Annotated in this window: 20 protein-coding genes and 2 pseudogenes; 12 read left to right on the top strand and 10 right to left on the bottom strand. The window is 69.4% G+C overall.

The window, feature by feature from the left end; genetic code table 11:
• Positions 1-248: 248 nt before the first annotated feature.
• Genes LBW94_RS37215 through LBW94_RS37205 form a run of 3 tightly spaced genes read left to right on the top strand, consistent with a single transcriptional unit; the run spans position 249 to position 1,274 of the window.
• Positions 249-593, top strand: a complete 345-nt coding sequence (locus LBW94_RS37215) for a PadR family transcriptional regulator (protein WP_255634826.1) — start codon at positions 249-251, stop codon at positions 591-593.
• Positions 590-946 (top strand): DUF1048 domain-containing protein, encoded by a 357-nt coding sequence (locus LBW94_RS37210; RefSeq protein WP_225060401.1) that lies wholly within the window; start codon positions 590-592, stop codon positions 944-946. Before LBW94_RS37215 ends, LBW94_RS37210 begins: the two co-directional genes overlap by 4 nt.
• A 1-nt stretch (position 947) precedes the next feature.
• The gene (locus LBW94_RS37205) at positions 948-1,274 is read left to right on the top strand and encodes a DUF1048 domain-containing protein (protein WP_225060402.1); all 327 of its coding nucleotides are present in this window, start codon (positions 948-950) and stop codon (positions 1,272-1,274) included.
• Positions 1,275-1,311: 37 nt separating this feature from the next.
• Here LBW94_RS37205 and LBW94_RS44570 read toward each other — a convergent pair.
• The 3 genes and pseudogenes from LBW94_RS44570 to LBW94_RS37195 form a co-directional block, all read right to left on the bottom strand.
• A pseudogene (locus tag LBW94_RS44570) lies at positions 1,312-1,503 on the bottom strand (hypothetical protein); the annotation flags it as partial.
• Positions 1,504-1,725: 222 nt separating this feature from the next.
• The gene (locus LBW94_RS37200) at positions 1,726-3,357 is read right to left on the bottom strand and encodes a (2,3-dihydroxybenzoyl)adenylate synthase (protein WP_225060403.1); all 1,632 of its coding nucleotides are present in this window, start codon (positions 3,355-3,357) and stop codon (positions 1,726-1,728) included.
• A 32-nt stretch (positions 3,358-3,389) separates the two neighbouring features.
• Positions 3,390-4,718: a salicylate synthase gene (locus LBW94_RS37195; RefSeq protein ID WP_225060404.1), complete on the bottom strand. Its 1,329-nt coding sequence runs from the start codon at positions 4,716-4,718 to the stop codon at positions 3,390-3,392.
• 274 nt (positions 4,719-4,992) lie between these two features.
• Here LBW94_RS37195 and LBW94_RS37190 point away from each other — a divergent pair, with 274 nt between their 5' ends.
• The gene (locus tag LBW94_RS37190) at positions 4,993-5,418 is read left to right on the top strand and encodes a DUF732 domain-containing protein (protein WP_225060405.1); all 426 of its coding nucleotides are present in this window, start codon (positions 4,993-4,995) and stop codon (positions 5,416-5,418) included.
• Between the two features lie 45 nt (positions 5,419-5,463).
• On the opposite strand, the gene hydA is transcribed toward LBW94_RS37190, so the two are convergent.
• The 5 genes from hydA to LBW94_RS37165 are packed head-to-tail and all read right to left on the bottom strand — an operon-like array spanning position 5,464 to position 11,122.
• Entirely contained in the window at positions 5,464-6,852 is a 1,389-nt protein-coding gene (hydA, locus tag LBW94_RS37185) for a dihydropyrimidinase (protein ID WP_225060406.1), read from the bottom strand.
• Entirely contained in the window at positions 6,849-7,544 is a 696-nt protein-coding gene (locus tag LBW94_RS37180; protein WP_225060407.1) for a GntR family transcriptional regulator, read from the bottom strand. Before LBW94_RS37180 ends, hydA begins: the two co-directional genes overlap by 4 nt.
• A 55-nt stretch (positions 7,545-7,599) precedes the next feature.
• Positions 7,600-9,222: an ABC transporter permease gene (locus tag LBW94_RS37175; protein WP_225060408.1), complete on the bottom strand. Its 1,623-nt coding sequence runs from the start codon at positions 9,220-9,222 to the stop codon at positions 7,600-7,602.
• Positions 9,219-10,037, bottom strand: a complete 819-nt coding sequence (locus LBW94_RS37170) for an ABC transporter ATP-binding protein (RefSeq protein WP_225060409.1) — start codon at positions 10,035-10,037, stop codon at positions 9,219-9,221. Before LBW94_RS37170 ends, LBW94_RS37175 begins: the two co-directional genes overlap by 4 nt.
• Positions 10,034-11,122, bottom strand: coding sequence for an ABC transporter substrate-binding protein (locus LBW94_RS37165; protein WP_225060410.1), 1,089 nt, complete (start codon positions 11,120-11,122; stop codon positions 10,034-10,036). The genes LBW94_RS37170 and LBW94_RS37165 overlap by 4 nt, the downstream gene beginning before the upstream one ends.
• A gap of 227 nt (positions 11,123-11,349) precedes the next feature.
• On the opposite strand from LBW94_RS37165, the gene LBW94_RS37160 reads away from it, so the two are divergent.
• Complete coding sequence (locus LBW94_RS37160) at positions 11,350-12,003, top strand: Lrp/AsnC family transcriptional regulator (protein WP_225060411.1); 654 nt, start codon at positions 11,350-11,352, stop codon at positions 12,001-12,003.
• A gap of 143 nt (positions 12,004-12,146) precedes the next feature.
• On the opposite strand, the gene LBW94_RS37155 is transcribed toward LBW94_RS37160, so the two are convergent.
• Positions 12,147-12,479 carry a histone-like nucleoid-structuring protein Lsr2 gene (locus LBW94_RS37155; RefSeq protein WP_225060412.1) on the bottom strand — a complete coding sequence of 111 codons (333 nt, stop codon included), beginning with the start codon at positions 12,477-12,479 and terminating at the stop codon, positions 12,147-12,149.
• Positions 12,480-13,077: 598 nt separating this feature from the next.
• On the opposite strand from LBW94_RS37155, the pseudogene LBW94_RS37150 reads away from it, so the two are divergent.
• Both LBW94_RS37150 and LBW94_RS37145 read left to right on the top strand, forming a co-directional pair.
• Positions 13,078-13,317: pseudogene (locus LBW94_RS37150) on the top strand (cytochrome P450); the annotation flags it as partial.
• A gap of 338 nt (positions 13,318-13,655) precedes the next feature.
• Positions 13,656-14,285 carry a TetR/AcrR family transcriptional regulator gene (locus LBW94_RS37145; RefSeq protein WP_225060413.1) on the top strand — a complete coding sequence of 210 codons (630 nt, stop codon included), beginning with the start codon at positions 13,656-13,658 and terminating at the stop codon, positions 14,283-14,285.
• 90 nt (positions 14,286-14,375) lie between these two features.
• Here LBW94_RS37145 and LBW94_RS37140 read toward each other — a convergent pair whose 3' ends face one another.
• Positions 14,376-14,900 (bottom strand): winged helix-turn-helix transcriptional regulator, encoded by a 525-nt coding sequence (locus tag LBW94_RS37140; protein ID WP_225060414.1) that lies wholly within the window; start codon positions 14,898-14,900, stop codon positions 14,376-14,378.
• 90 nt (positions 14,901-14,990) lie between these two features.
• Here LBW94_RS37140 and LBW94_RS37135 point away from each other — a divergent pair, with 90 nt between their 5' ends.
• From LBW94_RS37135 to LBW94_RS37115, 5 genes are all read left to right on the top strand, one after another.
• Complete coding sequence (locus LBW94_RS37135; protein ID WP_225060415.1) at positions 14,991-15,503, top strand: SRPBCC family protein; 513 nt, start codon at positions 14,991-14,993, stop codon at positions 15,501-15,503.
• Entirely contained in the window at positions 15,503-16,540 is a 1,038-nt protein-coding gene (locus LBW94_RS37130; RefSeq protein WP_225060416.1) for an LLM class flavin-dependent oxidoreductase, read from the top strand. The genes LBW94_RS37135 and LBW94_RS37130 overlap by 1 nt, the downstream gene beginning before the upstream one ends.
• A gap of 238 nt (positions 16,541-16,778) precedes the next feature.
• Positions 16,779-18,281 carry an FAD-dependent monooxygenase gene (locus tag LBW94_RS37125; protein WP_225060417.1) on the top strand — a complete coding sequence of 501 codons (1,503 nt, stop codon included), beginning with the start codon at positions 16,779-16,781 and terminating at the stop codon, positions 18,279-18,281.
• A gap of 202 nt (positions 18,282-18,483) precedes the next feature.
• A complete protein-coding gene (locus LBW94_RS37120; RefSeq protein WP_225060418.1) occupies positions 18,484-19,065 on the top strand; it encodes a PadR family transcriptional regulator in 582 nt (193 codons plus the stop codon).
• A gap of 23 nt (positions 19,066-19,088) precedes the next feature.
• Positions 19,089-19,892 carry a siderophore-interacting protein gene (locus LBW94_RS37115; RefSeq protein WP_225060419.1) on the top strand — a complete coding sequence of 268 codons (804 nt, stop codon included), beginning with the start codon at positions 19,089-19,091 and terminating at the stop codon, positions 19,890-19,892.
• Positions 19,893-19,906: the final 14 nt, after the last annotated feature.

Raw genomic sequence — 19,906 nt, 5'->3', positions numbered from 1 at the left:
GACTCCGCTCTCGCAATTCCAGCGGTCCGGGGAGTCCCCCGGTCCGCGTCGGATCGAGCATCGAGCCGGCGTGTTTCGGCGGGTGACCTCAGCGGTTAGGTTCGCGTAAGAGCGTGTTTCGGCTCGGAAAACCGCAGTGAGAAGACGCCCGGCCACGTACACCGCATCGCGTTGCCGAGGCCGGCTCGGGTGCCCGATCCCTACTCTGTGTTATCGTATAGCAGTACTCTGCAACACAGAGTACTTGGATGATCGGAGGCGACGGGGTGGACGACCTGACGGAGATGCTGAAGGGCACGCTCGAGGGCTGTGTGCTCCAGATCATCGGCAGTGAGGAGACCTACGGGTACGCCATCACGCGGCAGTTGAACGAGCTCGGGTTCGCCGGAGTCGTCGAGGGAACGGTCTACGCCATCCTGCTGCGGCTGGAGAAGAACGGGTTCGTCGAGGTGGCGAAGCGGCCGTCGGGGCTGGGGCCACCGCGGAAGTTCTACGCGCTCAACAACTCCGGACGTCAGGAGCTCGAGCGGTTCTGGGCGAGATGGGAGTACCTCTCCTCGCGGATCGATACGCTCAAGGAGGGCGGGAGATGAAATTCTGGGAGACGGTCACCGGTGGCGATCTGACCAGGGAATGGAAAGGGCTCGAGGTCCGGGCCGGGGCACTGCCTGCCGAGTATCGGGTGGCGTGGGAACAGGTGACGGCTCATCTGCTCCCCTACTCGGGTTTCACGGGCCGGGAGTTGATGCCGATCCTCGACGGCGCTCTGGGGCTGCTGGAAACGGCGGCGATGGACGGGCACAGCGTCCAGGAGGTGCTCGGTGACGACATCGCGGGGTTCTGTACGGCGCTGGCCGGTGGTGCGGGGGCCAGGGATTATCGCGATCGGTGGCGGGCGCAGTTGAACAGGAATGTGGCTCGGAAATTGAGCAGGCTCGGAGGCTGACATGGGTATCCACGACATCATCGAGGGCAAGAAGCAGTGGCGGGCGTTCATGGCTCGGGTCAAGGCGCTGCCGCCGGACTACCAGATCGTCTACAAGGAGATTCAGAAGTACTACTTCAAGGTCGGGCCGATCGACCTGCCCGACGGGCGGCTGTTGTCGGGGATCGTCGACTTCTTCGAAGAGGGTGTCGCAGAGGGCAAGACGGTGGTGGAGCTGCTCGGCACCGACGTCGCCGCATTCTGTGACGACCTGCTCGCGGGCTCGCGCACCTACGCGGACGTCTATCAGGCGTCCCTGAGGACAGGGACCGGTAGCGCCGACCGCTGACCTCTGCCGGTCGGGCGTACCCGTGCCACAGCCGGACGGTGTGGTCCGCGCTCGCGGTGGCCAGGAGAAAAGCGTTCGGGCTCAACGCCATCGAGAAGACGGGGCCGGTGTGGCCGAGCAGCGGATCGCCGTCGGGCCGTCCGGCCGGTGCGGTCCACCACCGGATCGTGCCACTGCTGTCGGCCGTGGCCGGCCGGTCACCGTTGTCGTCGAAATGTACGGCGGTCACCGAGACGGTATGAGGATGGCGGCCAGATAGACCGCCCCCATACCGCTCGGCACCGAGCACACGGCGAATCGTGTACCCGGCGAGGACAGTCCCCGGCTCCAGCGCCACTCGAACCCCCGTACCTCGGCGACACGGCCCGCATCACCGAATCCGGTGTGCACCAAAGGCAAATCCAGCGGGCCGGACCGGCGCGGCACAGCCCGAACGACCCCGAAGACCGTGCTACTCGGCGTCGGTGAAGGTGGCGCGCAGTGCCTTCTTGTCGATTTTGCCGACCGCGGTGACGGGCAGGGTCGCGGTGGTCCGGAGCAGGTCGGGGAATTTGTAGGGGGCCAGGCCGCGGGCGGTGAGGAAGCGTTTGAGGTCGGTGAGGGCGGGGGCGGGGCCGGCCACCACCAGTACGGCACAGACCTTTTCGCCGAGAGCGGGGTCGGGCAGGCCGATCGCGGCGGCGTGGCGCACTGCGGGGTGGGCGAGCAGGTGTTCTTCCAGTTCGTCGCAGGAGATGTTCTCGCCGCCGCGGTTGATGACGTCCTTGAGGCGGCCGGACACGATCAGGTGACCGGTGGGCGGGCGGCGGACGAGATCGCCGCTGCGGTAGTAGCCGTCGGGGGTGAAGGCGCGCGCATTGTGTTCCGGGGCACGGTAATAGCCGCGGATGGTGTAAGGGCCGCGGACGAGGAGTTCGCCTTCCTCGCCGGGGGGGACGTCACGGCCTTCGGGGTCGACGACGCGCAGTTCGTCCGCCGGTGACAGTGGGCGGCCCTGGGTGGTGCAGATCAGCTCGTCGGAGTCGTCCAGGCGGGTGTAGTTCAGCAGGCCTTCGGCCATGCCGAAGACCTGTTGCAGGCGTGCGCCGAGCGCGGGGTGTACCGCGCGGGCGTTGACATCGGGCAGCCTGGCGCCGCCGACCTGGAGCAGCCGCAGGGACGACAGGTCGGCCTCCTCCCAATCCACCGCGGCGCACCACAATTGGGCCAGCGGCGGGACGACGGCGGTGACCGTCGCCCGGTGCCGGGCGATCGCGGCGAAAGCGGCTTCGGGGCTGGGGTCGGCGGTGAAGGCGACGGACGCGCCCACCGCGATCGCGCCCAGGATGCCGGGGCAGGCCAGGGGGAAGTTGTGCGCGGCGGGCAGGGTCACGAGATAGACGTCGCCGGAATCGAGTGCGCAGACGGCCGCGCTGTGGCGGGCGTTGTAGACGTAGTCGTCGTGGGTGCGCGCGATCAGTTTCGGCAGGCCGGTGGTGCCGCCGGAGACCAGCATCAGTGCGATGTCGCCGGATTCGGGGGTGGGCAGCGAATCGCCGTGCCCGGTCACCGTGTTCAGGTTCACGAACGGGCCGGGGTCACCCTGGACGAAGACCCGGCGCAGGGCGGGGAGTTGTCGCTGGAGCGTCGCCGCGAGTTCGCGGTAGTCGAAATCCGTGGTGCGATCGGCGATCACGTAGGCGACCGCGCCGGAAAGGCGGGCCAGATGCTCGATCTCGGCGCGGCGGTGCGCGGGCAGGGCCAGCACCGGGACGGCGCCGGCGCGCAGCAGGCCGAACAACACGAGGACGAATTCGGGGGTGTTCGGCAACTGCACCAGGACACGATCGCCGGGGGTGATGCCGTGTGCGCGGAAGCCGTGCGCCCGGGCGTCGGCCTCGGTGTCGAGCCGGGCGTAGTCGCGGACGCCGTCGGCAGTGTGCAGGGCGGGCCGGTCCGGCCACTGCCGCGCGGCGTCCCGGAGCAGGTCGCCGAGGGTGTCGCCGGTCCAGTATCCGGCGGCGCGATAGGCGGCGGCGAATGCGGCGGGGATCGGTACGAAGCCGTCGCGATGGGTGCCGGGGGCGGGGGAAACGGATGTCACGAGCTACCTCACGATCGACGAATGTGCTTGCTTCACAACGACTCCGGCGCGGCCGGCTCGCTCGCCACCAGATAGGGCGCGATGCTGCCGAGCTTTTCGCAGGTTTCCTCGAACTCGCGGTCCGGGGTGGAGGCGGCGACGATACCCGCGCCGGCGCGCAGCCAGGCGCCCTCGGCGGTCTGGTACACCGCGCGCAGCACCAGCGCGGCCTCGAGCTGCCCGGCCGGTGAAACCGTCACCACCGCACCGGAATACAGGCCGCGCGTGTCGTGGTCGAGCCGGAACACCGCGTCCACGCCGCCGCGTTTGGGGATTCCGGACGCGGTGACCGACGGGAACAACGACGCCAGTGCATCCCACGGGCCGCGGCCCGCGGCGAGCCGGCCGCGCACCGTGGAGGCCAGGTGTTGCACGCTGCCCCGTTCGCGCACGGCCATGAAATCCGAGACGGCGGTGCTGCCCGGCTCGGCCACCGCCGCCACCTCCGCGAAGGCCGCCTGGACCGAAATGGCATGCTCCGCGACCTCTTTCTGGTCGGTGAGCAGATCGGCGCGCGCGGCCCGATCGGCCGCCTCGCCGCGCCCGAATGCCCGGGTACCGGCCAGCGGCAGTGCGGTCACCATGGCCTCGGCATCCACCGACGCCACCAGCTCGGGACTGAACCCGGCGGCTTCCAGCCCGCCCAGCCGCAGCAGGAACGAGCGCGCGGGGGTGTTGTGCGCGCGACCCAGCCGATAGCTGGCCGGAATGTCGATCCCGAAGGGCAGCTCCACCTTTCGCGACAGGATCACCTTCTGATAGCGGCCGTCACGGATCTCGCCGATCGCCGTCGCCACCCGGTCCCGATACCCGGTCGGGTCCACGCTGACATCGACCGCACGCGATCGCGGCAGTTCGGCCCGCTGCGCCCGCTCGATCAGATCGTGGATCAGGTCCGCCTCCTCCGGTGTGGCCCCGGACACCTCGACCCCCGCCGCACCGAGCCACACCTCGAGCCGCGGCACCATCAACTGCGCCAGCACCGCACCCGGCGGCACATGCGCGACCGCCTCGAACGACCACGCGCAGAACTCGAATGCCAGCCACCCGTAGATGTTCCGCCCACCCGACGGAAGCTCCGCGAGAGCGCGATCGAGCACCCGCGCCGGACTGCCCGCCCATCCACCGGCCGTGTGCCGCCCACCCCAGCGCACCCGCAATTCGTCGCCGGTGAGCTCGATACCGCCGATCGGATCGGCCGCGAACACCCACTCCCCCGGCCGCTCGTAGACGACATAGTCGCCGAACGCCCCGGCAGCGGCCAGCGCCGAAACCGCCGCCGGCGCATCGAGAATCCGCACCGGCTCACCCAGCACTGCCATAGCCACCTCCGAGGTAACGCTAACCTAACTCCTGCGTTTTAGGTTAGCATTACCTTCTATGGGGGAAATTGCACACGGGACGAGCGACCGACACGAACAGCTGTTCACCCGGTGATACTTGCGCCCGGCCACCGGGTTCACCTCGAACGGCCGCAACCGTCGCCCACACAACCCGACGATGCAGCACGGATGACCAGCGCCACAATATGTTTCGGTATCGGCGACACGCCGGAGGCAGGTGCCGGATGTGCTAACGTCCGTTCCCGCTATGGGAATGAATTCGATCTTGAAGCGTTCGATGGTGTGCGGCGCGCTCGCGATGGCACCGCTGACAGTGGCCGCCTACGCCGTCGCCTCCAGCGAATTCGCTGATCAGATGCGTCGGCACGACCCGATCTGGAACCAGGTTCCGGACTCACACCTGGATCAGGCGGGCCAGGATGTCTGCCAATGGGCCCTGCACGACTACCTGAGCGGCGCCTCGGCGACACAGTCCCGCCGCCAGATCGAAACCACCATCTTGCACCTGTACGACGGCGCCTCCCCCACCCAGGCCGAGGACTTCATCGCGACAGCCGTCGACCACTTCTGCGGCCAGGGCCTGGACACACCGGGATTCCAGTACTCACCCCAACCCCCGCAGGTGCCACCGGCCCTGCAACTGCGCACCGGACGACCCCCCTCGGGCTCCGCGTTCTAGGCACCACAGAGCCGCCGGCACGAACGGCCCACCTGCGCCGACACGTCACGGGGTGGGTGCGGTGGGGCCGCGGGGGATGTAGCGGCCGTGGCCGCGGTGGTCTCCGACCACTCCCTTCGTGACGACCGGGGTGCCGCGGCTGAGGACGTATTCGATCGCGCCGGCGACCGTCCAGCCTTCGTAGAGGCTGTAGTCGACCTTGGACGGCGACGTGTCGATCGATAGGTGGGTTTCGCCGTCCGGGTCCAGAATCACGATGTCGGCGTCGGATCCCACCATCAGGCTGCCTTTGCGGGGGAACAGGCCGAAGAGTTTCGCGGGGTTCGCGGCGGTGATGGCGACCAGTTGTTCCACGGTGATGCGGCCTTGTCGCACGCCACGGTCGAACAGGAGCAGGAGGCGGTATTCGACGCCGCCGACGCCGTTGGGGATCTTCAGGAAGTTGTCGGCGCCGGCGTCCTTCTGACCGACCATGCAGAACGGGCAGTGGTCGGTGGAGACGACGTCCACGTCGCCGCGGCGGATGCCGTGCCACAGGCGGTCCTGGTGGTGCGGGTCGCGCAGTGGGGGTGTCATGACGTATCTGGCGATCTCGAAGGAGTCGCCGTCGTAGACGGAGCTGTCGAGAGTGAGGTAGTGGGGGCAGGTTTCGGCGTGGATCTGCAAGCCTTCGGCCTTCGCCGCCGCCACCTCGGCGAGGGCCTCCTCGCAGCTGATGTGCACGAAATAGGTGGGGGCTTCGACCAGTTCGGCCAGGACCGTGGCGCGATGCACGGCTTCGGCCTCCAGGATGGTGGGGCGGGTCTTGCCGTGCCATTGCGGGGAGGTGTGGCCGGCCCGCAGTGCTCGCTGGGTGAGAACGTCGATGGCGGAACCGTTTTCGGCGTGCACCATGGTGAGGCCGCCGGCCGCGGACATGCGTTCCATGGCACGCAGCAGGGTGGCGTCGTCGACCATCAGTTCGCCGGGGTAGGCCATGAACAGTTTGATGCTGCTGGCGCCGGCGGCCACGATCTCGTCGATGTCGCGGACCCGGTCGCCGCCGAGATCGCGGACCACGACGTGGAATCCGTAGTCGACGACCGCCCGGCCCTCGGCCTGGGCCAGCGATCGTTCCAAGGCCGCGGGCAGGGGCTCGGCGGGGCGCTGGAGGGCGAAGTTGACGATGGTCGTCGTGCCGCCGAGCGCGGCCGCTGCGGTACCCGAATGGGAGTCGTCGGCGGTGGTGGTCGACAGCGACGGGAAGTCCAGGTGGACATGGGGATCCACGCCGCCGGGCAGCAACAGGCAGCCGGTGGCGTCGATCACGGTGTCGGCGGGGATGTCGATGTCGCCGCCCACCGCGACGATCGTCCCGTCGCGGAGGTAGAGGTCCGCGGCGAAACGCTGGGTGGGGGTCACGACGGTGCCGCCGCGGATCACGGTCGTCGTCATCGTGAGGTCCTGGGTTCGGGGTCCGGACGGGTGCGGGTGGTGCCGAACAGATGGTTCAGCACTCGCGCGCGGTTCACGGCGATGTGTTCGTGGGACAGCTGCTGGGACAGTTCGACCGAGCCACTGATCAAGGCGTCCACCATGATCCGGTGTTCGGCCCACAGGGTCTCGGGTTCGTCGTTCTGCAGGTTGATCCAGTGCAGTCGGCCCTCGATCGGTTCCAGCATGCCGACGAGCACCTTGTTGCGGGCCATCTGCGGGACCAGATCGTGGAATTCGATGTTGCTGGCATAGAGGGTGTCGCGGTCGCCGGATCGCAACGCGCGCTCCGCTTTCCGGACCAGGGCCTCGAGTTTGCGGATGTCGCCCTTGGTGGCCCGTTCGGCGGCGCGGCGGAAGGCCATGGTCTCCAGGGCTTCTCGCACGTCGAACAGTTCCTCGACGTCGGTGCGCGACAGCCGCCGCACGATCACGCCGCGGGTGGCCAGCATCTCCACGAAACCCTCGGTGTCGAGCATGCGCAGCGCTTCGCGTACCGGCAGCCGGGAGACCTCGAAGTCCGCGGCCAGGTCCCGTTCCACCAGGCGGGTGCCCGGCGGATAGGTGCCGTCGCAGATCCGGTCACGGATGCGGTCGTGGATGAATTCCCGCAGCGGGCGGCCCGTGGGCACCTCGAGTGGTCGGCCTGTCACATTGTCCAGTATCGGGCCCGGCATATCGGCTCCCTCCTCCCGCGAAATGTCGGTGTCAGATTCCGCGGCCGCTGTTGCGGACCACGGTTTCCAGTGCGGCGACCAGTGCGTACAGACCCAGCGAGACCGCCAGCAGCGCCGCGATCGACGCGAACAGGTCGTTGAAATCGCTGGAGATGATGTCGTAGGACATGGCCTTGCCGAGCCCCCGTGCGGTGATGAGCCATTCGGCCAGTACCGCACCCAGGATCGCGCCCGGCATCGAGATCTTGGCGGCGGCGAACAGGGCCGCTGTCGCGAAGGGGACGCGGACCTTGGCCAGGATCGACCACCGCTGCCCGCCGCTACAGTGCACGATGTCCATCGCCGCCGACGGCGCCGCGCGCAGCCCGCCGACGATGGTGACCAGGGAGGGCACGAAGGTGACGATGCCCGCGATGACGGTGACACCCAGGACGCCGCGGCCGAACACCAGCCCGAGCAGCGGGCACATCGCGATCAGGGGGACCGAGCGCAGCACCACCACGAACGGCATCACGGCCGCCTCGGCGGGCGGGATCAGCACGATGGCGATCGCCGCCACGACAGCCAGGACGGTGCCGGCCGCCCAGCCCAGCCCGGCGTCGGCCAGGGTCTGACCGAGGTGGCCCAGCAGCAGGCCGCGGTGCGCGCTCGAACCGGGAGCGCTGAACAGGTAGTGCCAGGTGTCGCCGGGTGTCTTGACGAAGTAGCTGTCGAGTCCGCTGGTGGCGACCAGCAGTTGCCAGACCACCAGGCAGGCCGCCACCGCGGCGACGAGTTTCGCGGCGGCGAGCCCGGCCGTCACCGATCGGCCGCGGTGGCGCCGGGAGGTGGTCAGACCGGAATCCAGCGGGGCTTCGACATCGGCACCGGCGAGCCGGGCCAGCAGAGCGGTGACGGCGAAGGCCGCGCCGCAGATCGCGGCGCTCACGACCGCGATACCCCAGGTCCGTTCGACGGCCAGTTGCTGCTGCGCCTGGAGCATGATCACGCCCAGGCCGTCCTGCCCGCCCAGGTAGTCGCCGATCATGGTGCCCAGGATCGCCGCGGGCGCGGACACGCTCAGACCGCCGGCCAGCAGCGGGATACCCGCCCGCAGCCGGACCTTGACCAACTGGGCCCAGCGGCCGCCGCCGAACGCGGTGACCACCTGCAAGGTGGTGGGTGAGGCCGCGCGCAGTCCGGACACCGCCGCGGTCAGGGTGACGAAGAAGACCGACAGCGCCGACATGACCATCTTCGCCCCGGCCACGTCGTACAGCACGACCAGCAGCGGCCCGACCGCGATGGTCGGTACGCAGTAGGTCGCGACGCCCAGCGCCATCAGGCCCGATTCCGCGACCGGCAGCAGCAGGCAGACGGCGGCGAGGATCAGGGCGATCCCGTTCCCGAGCAGCCAGCCCTTCCACGAGATCGCCAGTGTCGAGGCCGCGTCGTGGACGTAGAAGCCGTCCGCGACGATCGTCGACCACACCGAGGTCGGCGACGGGACCACGAACCGGCCCGCGAACACGGTGACGGCGAGCAACTGCCACGCCAGCAGGACGGCGACCACGACCGCCACGTGGCCGATCAGTCTGCGGCCGCGATGGCTCATCTCCCGCAGCAGATTCGGTCGCGCGCTCGCGACCGGCAACGAACGCTCCACGGTGGTCATGCGGCGCTCGTATCCATCTCGGCGCCGCCACCGAACAGCACCCGGGCGAGGCGATCGCAGATCGCGTGGAAGTCGCTGGAGGACAACAGTTCCGTGGTGCGCGGACGTTCGAACGGGATCGGTATCTCCTCGAGGATGCGGCCCGGTCGCGGACTCATCACCACGACCGTGTCGGCGAGGAACGCGGCCTCCTGGATCGAATGGGTGACCAGCAGTGTGGTGGTGGCGCGCTGCATCCAGATCCGCTGCAATTCGATGTTGAGCCGCTGGCGCATCATCTCGTCGAGTGCGCCGAAGGGCTCGTCCAGCAACAGCAGGTGCGGTTTGAGCACCAGTGCGCGCGCGATCGCGACCCGTTGCCGCATACCGCCGGAGAGCTGGCTCGGCTTGGCCTTCTCGAAACCGCCGAGCCCGACCAGCTCGATCAGGTCCTGGATCGACTCGCCGTCGTGTCCGCGCCCGGCGAGTTCCAGCGGCAGCCCGATGTTGCGTTCCACGCTGCGCCACGGCAGCAACGCCGAATCCTGAAAGGCCACACCGGTTTTGTGCTCGCGCCGCAATTGTGCCGGGCTGACACCGTTGACCTGGATGGTTCCGGCGCTGGGGATTTCGAGGTCGCCGAGCAGGCGGAGCAGGGTCGACTTGCCGCAGCCCGAGGGGCCCAGCAGCGCGGTGAAGCTCCCCACGGGCATGCGCAGCGAGGTCGGTTGCAGCGCGAGCAGCGCCTTGCTCCCGTGGCCGTAGGTCTTGGACACGTTCTCGAGCATCAGGCCGCCGCGCGCGGGCGCGGCGACCGTCGACCGATCGGTGCTCACGCGGGCACGTTCCTGCCCTGATAGACCTGCTCGAGGACCTTGGTGCTGAACATGGCCGGGGTCGCCGTCACGCCGCCGAGCGCGAGCGATTTGATCGTCCCGGCGATCTTCTCGTCGGTCATCCAGAACAGGCCGTGGGCCTTGGTGTCGGCGTCGGCGACGAAGGTGTTCTGGATGCCGGCGTCGAGTTTCTGCTGGGCCGGATCGAGTCCCAGCGTCTTGCCGAAGGTGTCGACCGTCAGGGTGGCCGCGGCGTCGGGATCGGCGACCACGTCGGCCCAGCCCAGCGACTCGGCTTTCATGAGGCCGACCAGCGTCTTCATCTTCGCGGGATCCTCGAGATCGGCGCTCTTGGCCATGTAGAGGTCCTCGAGCAGCGGATAGTTGAAATCGCCGAGCAGCATGGTGACCGGATCGAGCCCCTTCAGTTTCAAGATGGTGGGCTCGTTCGCGGCGAACGCCACGATCCCGTCGATCTCCTTGGTGGCCACGGAGGTGACGTCGAAGCCGACGGTGACCACGGTGATCTTGGATTCGTCCAGGCTGTTGGCCTTGACGAAGGACTTCCAGATCGGTGCGTTGGTGTCGCTGACGCCGATCTTCTTGCCGTACATGTCGGTCGGCTTGGTGATGGGATTCCCGGCCAGCGACAGGATGCAGGTCGGGTTCTTCTGGAAGCAGGCGCCGATGATCGTCAGCTTGGCCCCGTTGTTGATCGCCGAGACGACCTCGGCGGTGTGACCGATGGCCACATTGGCCTTGCCGGACAGCACGATCGGCTCGGGAGCCAGGCTCGGGCCGCCGGGCAGCAGCGTGACCTCGAGGCCGGCCGCCTTGTAGTAGCCCTTCGTCGTCGCGAAGTAGCTGCCCGCGAACTGCACGTTCTGGAGGTAGCAGAACTGGACGGCGGCCTTGGTCAGGCCGCCCGCTGTCGTACCCGAACTGCTCGACGACGAGCAGGCCGCGAGGGCGCTGCCCACGCCGCCCGCCACGGCGATGGCCGAAAGGCCCTGTGCCCCACGAACCAGCAGACCCCGACGGGAGACGGGCCGATCGAAGATGTGCGGATTCACTTTGCCGATCATCGGATTTCCTTGTTGTCGCTTACCTTCGGAGCTCGGTGACGGACCGCTCTGCTCATCGTGACGCCTTCCGCGATACCCCGGAAATCCTCGAATATGGGATCCCGTAGACAGCCTGGGTTCGCCCGGATCCGCTGTCAACCGAAGGGGTTTTGGGATCCCATAACTTAACCTGGAAGTAGCACCGGGCACGGCTGCGATACGCCGACGAAACCTGTTGGTACCATTGTTTGCCGCGCGGTAGCCATCGGCGGCCACAGCACCCGGACCCGGGCCGCGTCAGTCTTTTCGATCATGGCGGAGCGGGACTCGGCATCGCCGATCCCGGCCGTGAACAGCAGCGGCGGCCGGCCGCGCTGAGCCGGACCACCGCGGGTGAGCCGGCGCCGGAATCGACCGAGTGGGATCAGCGGCTGGTGGTGAATCTCAGCACCGACGGACGGCGGTCGGCGACCGAGCCGGCACAGGATCTCGGGGTCAGCGTGAACACCGTGCGCCGCCGCCTGGACCGGCCGCTCGGCAGCGGCGCCATGGCGGTCCGGCTGGATCCGGCCCGCAGCGTCTCCGGGAACGAGATCGCCGCCACGTTCTGGCTGGATGTGCCGCCGCTGGACATGGACACCGTCGGCCGGGCGATCGCCGAATTATCCGAATGCCGCAGGGTGCCGGCGGTGACCGGGCCGCAGAATCCGGCCGTGACGGCCCGGCTGCGCAATGCCGGGGACGTCCTGGAATTCGAGCAGGAGATGTCTCGACGCGCCGCCGCCCGGGTGGTCGATCGCTCGGTGACGTTGCGCGTGGTCGAACATGCGGGCCGGCTGCTCGGCCCCGATGGCCGTGCGACCGGGGCGATTCCGCTGGAGGTGTGGGCCGGGCACGACTGATCGGGCAGCCCGCCGCGCGGGTCCGCCCCCGGTAGCGCTGTTGCGCCCGCCACGAGAGCAGGCTCAACAGCTGCGTTGTGCAAATACCGTGTGGCGCTTGCCCATTCGTCGCTCACACCGCATTGCACCGGCTACCGGCCGGATCAGGCGTTGGCCGTCTGGTAGGCCCGGATGATGTCGCTGTGCAGCCGGCCCCGCGACGGAATCGGGTGCCCGTTCTTCCGGGCCCACTCCCGGATCGCCGCCGTATCCGCCCGGCGGCCCGCCGGCTGCGGCACATCCTTGCTCTTCGGCGCCCGCCCCAGCTTGCGCGCGTGCGGCGCCCACTGCTCGAACAGACCGCGCAGCCGCTCGGCATTGGTCATACTGAGGTCGATCTCGTAGGTCACGCTGTCGATTCCGAACACCACTGTTTCCGCGGCCTGCGACTCACCGTCGAAATCATCGAGCAACTCGACAACAATCTTTTTCGCCATGTACTACCCCTTCGGTACGTATGACCCAGACAGGTAAATACATTAGCGCAGCATATCGGCCCGTGCCAAACCCCGGCTCACTCGCGCCATTCACATACGCACCGGCTGGTCGGAGAACCCGGTCCGGAGTGATCGAAACCCCGCACGGGATATCCGCGGAACAATTCCGATCGGAGTGACCGGACAGGCGCCGCCCCGTTTCGGTGCAATTGCAATCCGAGGCACACAGCAGCGCGTCGACCGGGCCGTTCACCCGGCTTCCGCCGGAAATCGGCGATGCGGCACACCGCCGCGGGAACGGTTCCGGATTTGGTCGCCACGACTGGGCCCACTCATTACCCGGGCGTACGGCACGCACGTGGCAGATAGCACCCGGCAGCGGTTCTCGCGAGCAAAGTATTCGATCCGTCCGCCGGGTGGCCGGCCGCGCAGAGAATGGTTCCGGAACGTCGGCACCATTTCGGTCCCACCACGGTTGGTACCTACGCGAACCGTTGGGCGGTACATAGAAGTACCACGTATCGGAGGTACGGATGAACGGGGTCGGGGAGCTGCCGGGCGGGCCCACGTCGCCCAGGGTCGCGCAGGGAGCGCAGGTGTTGCTGGCCGGCTGATCGAGTGCGCGGCCGCGGACCCGCGCCTCGGCGAGCGGGACGACGTGCTGGCGATGTTGTCGCAGGCCCGGTACGACGACGGGACCGCGATGAGCCGCGGCCACCTCGCCGACGAACTGCTCACGCTGCTCACCGCGGGGCACGAGACCACCGCCACCACCCTGGCCTGGACGGTGGAGCGGCTGCGGCGGCATCCGGAGGTGCGGCGGCGGCTGGTCGCTGAAGGCCGACCTGGTCGCTGAGTTCGTCTGCCGCCTGCTGCGGCACCTGGCCGATCACGGCCGGGACTACGCTGTGCCGCAACCGGATCCGGCGGTCGCGCCGACCCCGCTGCTGGATTTCCAGGCCGGATACGTGCTGCGGGCCGTCGACCGCTTCCCGAAGGCGGGTTCGTGGCGGCTGGGCATGAACTGTGCCCAGGACGTGGGTCACACTGCGGCACGGACGCATCGACGACGGCGCCCTGCGCTTCGGTTCGGCGACCGTCCCCGCATCCTGAACCATGCTCGACGTTCGCGGGCACGATGCGCCGGTCCGGGCACCGGCCACTACGCTGACGACCGTGAGCCCCGCCGAACCCGACACCCGCGCCGCACCGGACCCACCGGCGCCGGACACCGAGTCCGGATTCCGGCGCCGTCTGCTGGACGCGATGGCCGACACCGTCCGCGAGCGCGGCTACCGGGACACCACGGTGGCCGACGTGGTCCGCGGCGCGCGCACCTCGCGGCGCACCTTCTACGAGCACTTCAGCAGTAAGCAGGACTGTTTCGTCGCACTGCTGTCCGAACGCAACCGCGAGACCATCCAGGCCATCGCGGCCGCACCGGACCCGTCGGCCCCGTGGCGTACTCAGGTGCGGCAGGCGGTCGAGGCCTGGATCGAGTCGTCCCGCCAGGACCCCTCGGTGACCCTGTCCTGGATCCGCGACACCCCCGCCCTCGGTGACGCCGCCCGGCAACTGCATCGCGACACCGCCGAAGCGTTCATCGGTCTCATCCGGAGCCTCACCGGCACAGTCGGATTCGAGTCCGCCGGCATCGCGCCCCCGACCCGGCAACTGGCCACCGTGCTCTACGGCGGCTTCCGCGAACTCATCGCCTCCACCGTCGAATCCGGCGACGACATCACCACCATCACCGACGTAGCCGTCGCCGCCGCCATCGCCCTGGTCACCCCCGCCGACAGCTGATCGGCGGCTGTCCGCGCCGACCGCGAACCGACGGCCGCCCTCGGCACGGTCGACCGGCAGCCGACCGTCACCGGCCGGGGCACCGGTCACTCAGTGCGCGCCCGCGACCGGTTCCGGGTCGAGGTGGAAGCGGCGGCGAATGTCGGGGCGGCTCAACAGTTTCGGCGGGTAGCCGGGGCCGGGGCGGGGGGTGACCTCGGCCCAGGTCAGGGCTTGCCCGCAGTGGGAGCAGACCACCTCGGCGCCGGTGTCGTGGCCGCAGGTGTCGTGGCGGGTGGCGACCGGCGGACCGGCCTCCCCGGACAACCAGCGGTCGCCCCAGGCGGTGAGGGCCAGCAGCACCCCGTAGAAGTCCCGGCCGGGCTCGGTGAGCAGGTATTCGTGCCGGATCGGGGCCGTGTCGTAGACGTGTTTCTCCAGCAGACCGGCGTCGACGAGCCGCGCCAGCCGGTCGGCCAGGGTGGTGCGGGCGATGCCCAGTTCCTGCTGGAAGTCGTCGAAGCGGCGGATGCCGTAGAACGCCTCCCGCAGCACCAGCGGTGTCCAGGTGTCGCCGACCAGGTCCAGCGCCCGGGCCACCGAGCAGGGCCAGTTCCCGAAAGACGTGCGTTTCATGACGCAATTGTACGAGTCTATTCTTTGGACTCAGCAGGTAGAGCTAACCTGAGGGGGAACTGTCGACGAAGCTGGTGAAAGGAGTGCGCCATGGAATGGACCGGGGCACGGTATGCCGACACCCCGACCGTGGCGGCGGAGACCTATATCGAGGCGCCGCCGGAGCGGGTGTGGGAGCGGGTGAGCGATATCGGGCTCATGCCCACCCTCAGCGCCGAACTCCAGGAGGTGCGGTGGCTCGACGGGGCCGAGGCCCCGCGGGTGGGCGGCCGGTTCGTCGGGCGCAGCGCGCACGAGGCGCTCGGCAGCTGGGAGACGACCAGCACCATCGTCGACTACCGGGCGCCGCAATGTTTCGCCTGGGCCGTCGGCGATCCCGAACATCCCTCCAGCGTGTGGCGATTCACGCTGCGGCCCGAGGGCACCGGCACCGTGCTGGAACAGTGGATGCAGATGGGCCCGGCACGATCGGGCCTGAGCTTCGCCATCGACGCCATGCCCGAGAAGGAGGAGAAGATCGTGTTCGTCCGGCTGCGCGAATTCGAGCGCGGCATCGAGTCGAACCTCGCCGGGATCAAGCGGCTGCTGGAGCAGGGATCGTGATGCGGACGGCGACGACGGTCGAGGCGTCCGGCGACTGGCGCGAAACCGCCGAATTCGTGCTCGAGGCCGAGAAATTGAGCCTGGACATCTGCTGGGTGGCCGAGGCGTGGGGCGCCGACGCGCCCTCCCCGCTCGGCTGGCTGGCCGCCCGCACCGAACGAATCCTGCTGGGCTCCGGGGTGATCCAGCTCGGCACCCGCTCCCCTGTGACCATCGCCCAGACCGCGATGACCCTGTCGCGGTTGTCCGGCGGTCGTTTCCTGCTCGGCCTCGGCGCCTCCGGGCCGCAGGTGATGGAGGGCCTGCACGGCATCCCGTTCGCGCGCCCGCTGACCCGGATGCGGGAGACCGTCGAGATCGTCCGCGCGGCCGCCACCGGTGAGAAGATCGCCTACAGCGGAAAGCATTTCACCATCCCGCTGCCCGGCGGCGAGGGCCGTCCGATGCGGCTGAGCCTGGACCCGGTCGCGGTGCCGATCTACCTCGCCACCCTGTCGCCGCGCATGCTGGAACTCACCGGCGAGATCGCGGACGGCTGGCTGGGCACCAGTTTCGTCCCGGAGGGTGCGGCGGCCTATTTCGACCATCTCGACACCGGACTGGCCCGCGCCGGCCGCGACCGCGCCGACCTCGACATCTGCCAGGGCGCGGAGATCGACATCGTGCCCGAGGACCGGCTCGCCGAGGTCGTGCGCGGCCGCAAGAAGGAACTGGCCTTCTCCCTCGGCGGTATGGGCTCCGGCGCCACCAATTTCTACAACGCCGCCTACAGCCGCCAGGGCTGGGCCGGGGTCGCGGCCGCGGTCCGCGAACGCTGGCAGTCCGGCGACCGGTCCGGCGCGACCGAGTTGATCACCGACGACATGGTCCTGGCCACCACCCTGATCGGCACCGAGGCGATGGTCCGCGACCGGCTGCGCACCTGGCGCTCCACCGGCGTCGACACCGTCCGCCTCTACCCCGCCGGTGCGACACTCGCGGCCCGCCTGGACAACCTCGGCCGGGGCATCGACCTGATCCGGGCCCTGGGCGACTGACCGGCCCTCCCGGCGAACAATCCACACGATGCGTCGAACATGCACCAGCACAATATAATTCGGCGCGCCGCCGGTGCGGTGGCACCGAGCGGCAAGGCCGGGCCGATCGGGGCACGACAGCCGCCGATGCCGCTCGCGGCTTTCGGCCCGCCGGGGCGGGCTCGATTGACGGGTCGAGCCCACCGGCCTAACCTCTCGCGTGGTGAACAATGTTCACAACGGTGAGACGGAGGCGTGCATGGAAACGACCGATGTGGTGATCGCGGGGGCCGGGCCGACCGGGTTGACGCTGGGCTGTGAACTGCGGACGGCCGGGATCGGCGTGGTGTTGCTCGACGCGCTGCCGCAGCGGGCCGGGCAGTCGCGCGCGGGCGGGATCGGCGCGCGGACGATGGAGATCTTCGATCAGCGCGGCATCCTGGATCGTCTGCTGCCGCACGGCCGGATCTTCGAGGGCGCCGGTCATTTCGCGGGACTGCGCATGGATGTCGGTGGCCTCGCCACCCGCTACCCGTACGGGCTGGCCCTCACCCAGACCGTGCTGGAAAACCAGCTGGACACGTACGCCGCCGAATCGGGCGCGCCGGTGCGCTGGTCGGCGGCGATCACCGGATTCGAGCAGGACGCCGACGGTGTCGAGGTCCGCATCGACGGCGGCGAGTCGATCCGGGCCCGTTACCTGGTCGGCTGCGACGGCGGCCACAGTACCGTGCGGAAGCTGGCCGGAATCGGCTTCTCGGGCACCGACGCCACCATGGCCGGCATGATCTGCGACGCCGAACTCACCGACCCGCCCGCCGAATGGGTGCTGACGCGGCGGCGCGGCCCCGGCGACTTCTCGGTGATTCCGTTGCAGCCCGGCTGGTTCCGGTTGATGGTGCAGCGCCACGATCGCGTGATCGACCCGGCCGACCCACCCGATTTCGAGCGGTTCCGCGCCGACTTCCGCGAAGTCGCGGGCACCGACTACGGAATGCACAGCCCGCGCTGGGTTTCGCAGTTCGGCGATGCGGCCCGGCTCGCCGACCGCTACCGCGCCGGCCGGGTGCTGCTGGCCGGCGACGCCGCCCACACCCACTATCCGGCGGGCGGACAGGGGTTGAACACCGGCGTACAGGACGCCGCCAATCTCGGCTGGAAACTCGCGGCCGTGCTGCGCGACGGCGTCGGATCACTGCTGGACACCTACGATCGCGAGCGCCGCCCGGTGGCCGCCCGCGTCCTGCACAACACCCGCGCCCAGACCGCGCTGCTGCGGCCGGGCCCGCACGCCGAGGCGCTGCGCGACACCCTGGCCGGGCTGCTCGACCTCGGCGAGGTACGGAATCGACTGGGCCACATGCTCTCCGGGCTGGACATCCGCTACGACACCGGCGACGACCATCCGCTGTCCGGCCATCGCGTCCCGGATGCCGACCTCACCGTCTCCGGCGCCCCCACTCGGATACACCCGCTGCTGCGCTCCGGACACCCGATACTGCTGTCGCTCAACGGGACTCGGGTGCCGATCACCGGATGGCAGGACCGGGTGGACCAGGTCGACGCCCGGTGCGACGCCACCCACTGGACGGTGCCGGGCCTCGGTGAGATCACCACTCCGGCCGCCGTACTCGTCCGGCCCGACGGCCATGTCGCCTGGGCCACCGACGATCCCGCGGACACCCCGGAAACAGCATTGACGACCTGGGTCGGCCCGGTCGCCGCGGCCACCGGCCACCGGAACTCGGCTCTGCCCCGATAGCCTTGCCGGGCAACACATTCGGTGCGAGCACCCGCCGATCGAGGAATCATGCGGCGGGAGGATCCGCGCCTGGCAGGTGCGGACACCGAATCCCGGACGGATCATTCGAGGTGTCACCGACAGCACGAAGCCACCCTGCGGCGCCGGTGGCCGATCCGGGAACCTCTTGCTTCCGCTATATCTTAAGATATAACTTGGGACAGTGAGTCCGCGACGTCCCGCCGATCTCGGTGGCATCGGCCCGGGGGCCGGTCGATTCTTCGGCCCCGGCGAACTACGGCTGGCGCTACTGGCGCTGGTCGCCGAGGCGCCGGGGCACGGCTACGAGCTGATGTCCAGGCTGGAGCAGCGCTGCGGCGGGGCCTACCGGCCGAGTGCGGGGGCGGTCTACCCGACCCTGCAACAGCTCGAGGACGAGGGTCTGGTCCGGCTCGAGATCGACAGTGGGCGAAAGGTTTTCCACCCCACCCCGACCGGGCTGGCCGAGGTCGGCGAGCACGGCGAGGACATCGACCGGATCTGGGCCCGCGCCACCGAGCGTGGCGAATGGGGCATGTTCCGGGATCCGGACGCCGCCGAGATCATCGGGCCCGCGTTGCGGCTGTTCAAGACGGCCGTCTCGACCATCGTGCACGCCCACGGCGACCCCGCGGTCGTCGATCAGGTCCGCGATGTGCTCGCCGCGGCGACCCGCGAACTCCAGCAGGTGAAGGCCGACGTCAAACGACTGCATCACCAACACCATCAGCATCACCGCCGGCAACGCGGCCGGCGCGGCGAATGATCACCCCGAGCGAAGGTATTCCCATGGCGCATCCCGGTAATCCCGCGCAAACCCCCGAAGCCCCCGAGCAGCCGTCCTCCGGACGACGGTCGCGCACCCTCGGTGACCGGCTACTCGACCGGTTCCTCCACACCGCGCACGTGCTGGAGACCGAGCAGATCGCCGCCCGCACCACCCGCATCCGGCTGGGCGGGCCGCAGGTGCGGGAACTGACCTGGATTCCCGGCCAGCAGGTCCGGATCGCCACCGGCGACGGGGAGGGCGGCAGCGCGCTGTCCCGGATGGGTGACCTGCGCACCTATTCGGTGTGGCATCACGACCCGGATGCCGGTGAGCTGCACCTGTGCGTGCTGGACCACGGCGACGGTCCGGGCGCGCGCTGGGGCCGTACCGCACGGGTCGGCCAGGAGGTGCGCTTCCGCGGCCCCGAGGGTTCGTTCACCCTGCGCGACGATGCGCCCTACCACCTGTTCGCCGGTGAGGAGACCGCCGCGGTCGCCTTCGGCCCGATGCTGCGCACGGTGCCCTCGCACGTGCCCGTCCACGGCGCGATCGAGACCGCGACCGAGGCCGACCGACTGCCTCTGCACCGCGCCGCCACCCTGGCCCAGCCGCTGCGCGGGTCCGCCTCCGCCGCCTCCTCGGAGATCCTGCTCACCGCCGTGCGCGCACTCGACCTGCCGGACGAGCCGGGCGCGGCCTACCTGGCCGGTGAGGCACGCACCATCCAGCTGATCTCCAAACACCTTGTGCACGAGCGCAACTGGCCCCGGCGCGCGATCCGTACCAAGCCGTTCTGGACCCCCGGCCGCCGCGGCATGGACTGACGGCGGCCGGTTGC

Origin of the sequence: Nocardia sp. alder85J (assembly GCF_020176955.2) — a bacterium.
Lineage (GTDB): Bacteria > Actinomycetota > Actinomycetes > Mycobacteriales > Mycobacteriaceae > Nocardia.
Note: the sequence above shows the minus strand (reverse complement) of the source record. Positions and strands in the feature narration are given on the sequence as shown.

Bases quoted from the DNA above. Each gene is read 5' to 3' on its own strand.
- LBW94_RS37195 (WP_225060404.1), bottom strand. From the start codon at position 4,718: ATGGCAGTGCTGGGTGAGCCGGTGCGGATTCTCGATGCGCCGGCGGCG.
- LBW94_RS37175 (WP_225060408.1), bottom strand. From the start codon at position 9,222: ATGACCACCGTGGAGCGTTCGTTGCCGGTCGCGAGCGCGCGACCGAAT.
- LBW94_RS37135 (WP_225060415.1), top strand. From the start codon at position 14,991: ATGGAATGGACCGGGGCACGGTATGCCGACACCCCGACCGTGGCGGCG.
- LBW94_RS37190 (WP_225060405.1), top strand. From the start codon at position 4,993: ATGAATTCGATCTTGAAGCGTTCGATGGTGTGCGGCGCGCTCGCGATG.
- LBW94_RS37125 (WP_225060417.1), top strand. From the start codon at position 16,779: ATGGAAACGACCGATGTGGTGATCGCGGGGGCCGGGCCGACCGGGTTG.
- LBW94_RS37210 (WP_225060401.1), top strand. From the start codon at position 590: ATGAAATTCTGGGAGACGGTCACCGGTGGCGATCTGACCAGGGAATGG.
- LBW94_RS37165 (WP_225060410.1), bottom strand. From the start codon at position 11,122: ATGATCGGCAAAGTGAATCCGCACATCTTCGATCGGCCCGTCTCCCGT.
- LBW94_RS37155 (WP_225060412.1), bottom strand. From the start codon at position 12,479: ATGGCGAAAAAGATTGTTGTCGAGTTGCTCGATGATTTCGACGGTGAG.
- LBW94_RS37140 (WP_225060414.1), bottom strand. From the start codon at position 14,900: ATGAAACGCACGTCTTTCGGGAACTGGCCCTGCTCGGTGGCCCGGGCG.
- LBW94_RS37215 (WP_255634826.1), top strand. From the start codon at position 249: ATGATCGGAGGCGACGGGGTGGACGACCTGACGGAGATGCTGAAGGGC.
- LBW94_RS37115 (WP_225060419.1), top strand. From the start codon at position 19,089: ATGGCGCATCCCGGTAATCCCGCGCAAACCCCCGAAGCCCCCGAGCAG.
- hydA (WP_225060406.1), bottom strand. From the start codon at position 6,852: ATGACGACGACCGTGATCCGCGGCGGCACCGTCGTGACCCCCACCCAG.
- LBW94_RS37130 (WP_225060416.1), top strand. From the start codon at position 15,503: ATGCGGACGGCGACGACGGTCGAGGCGTCCGGCGACTGGCGCGAAACC.
- LBW94_RS37205 (WP_225060402.1), top strand. From the start codon at position 948: ATGGGTATCCACGACATCATCGAGGGCAAGAAGCAGTGGCGGGCGTTC.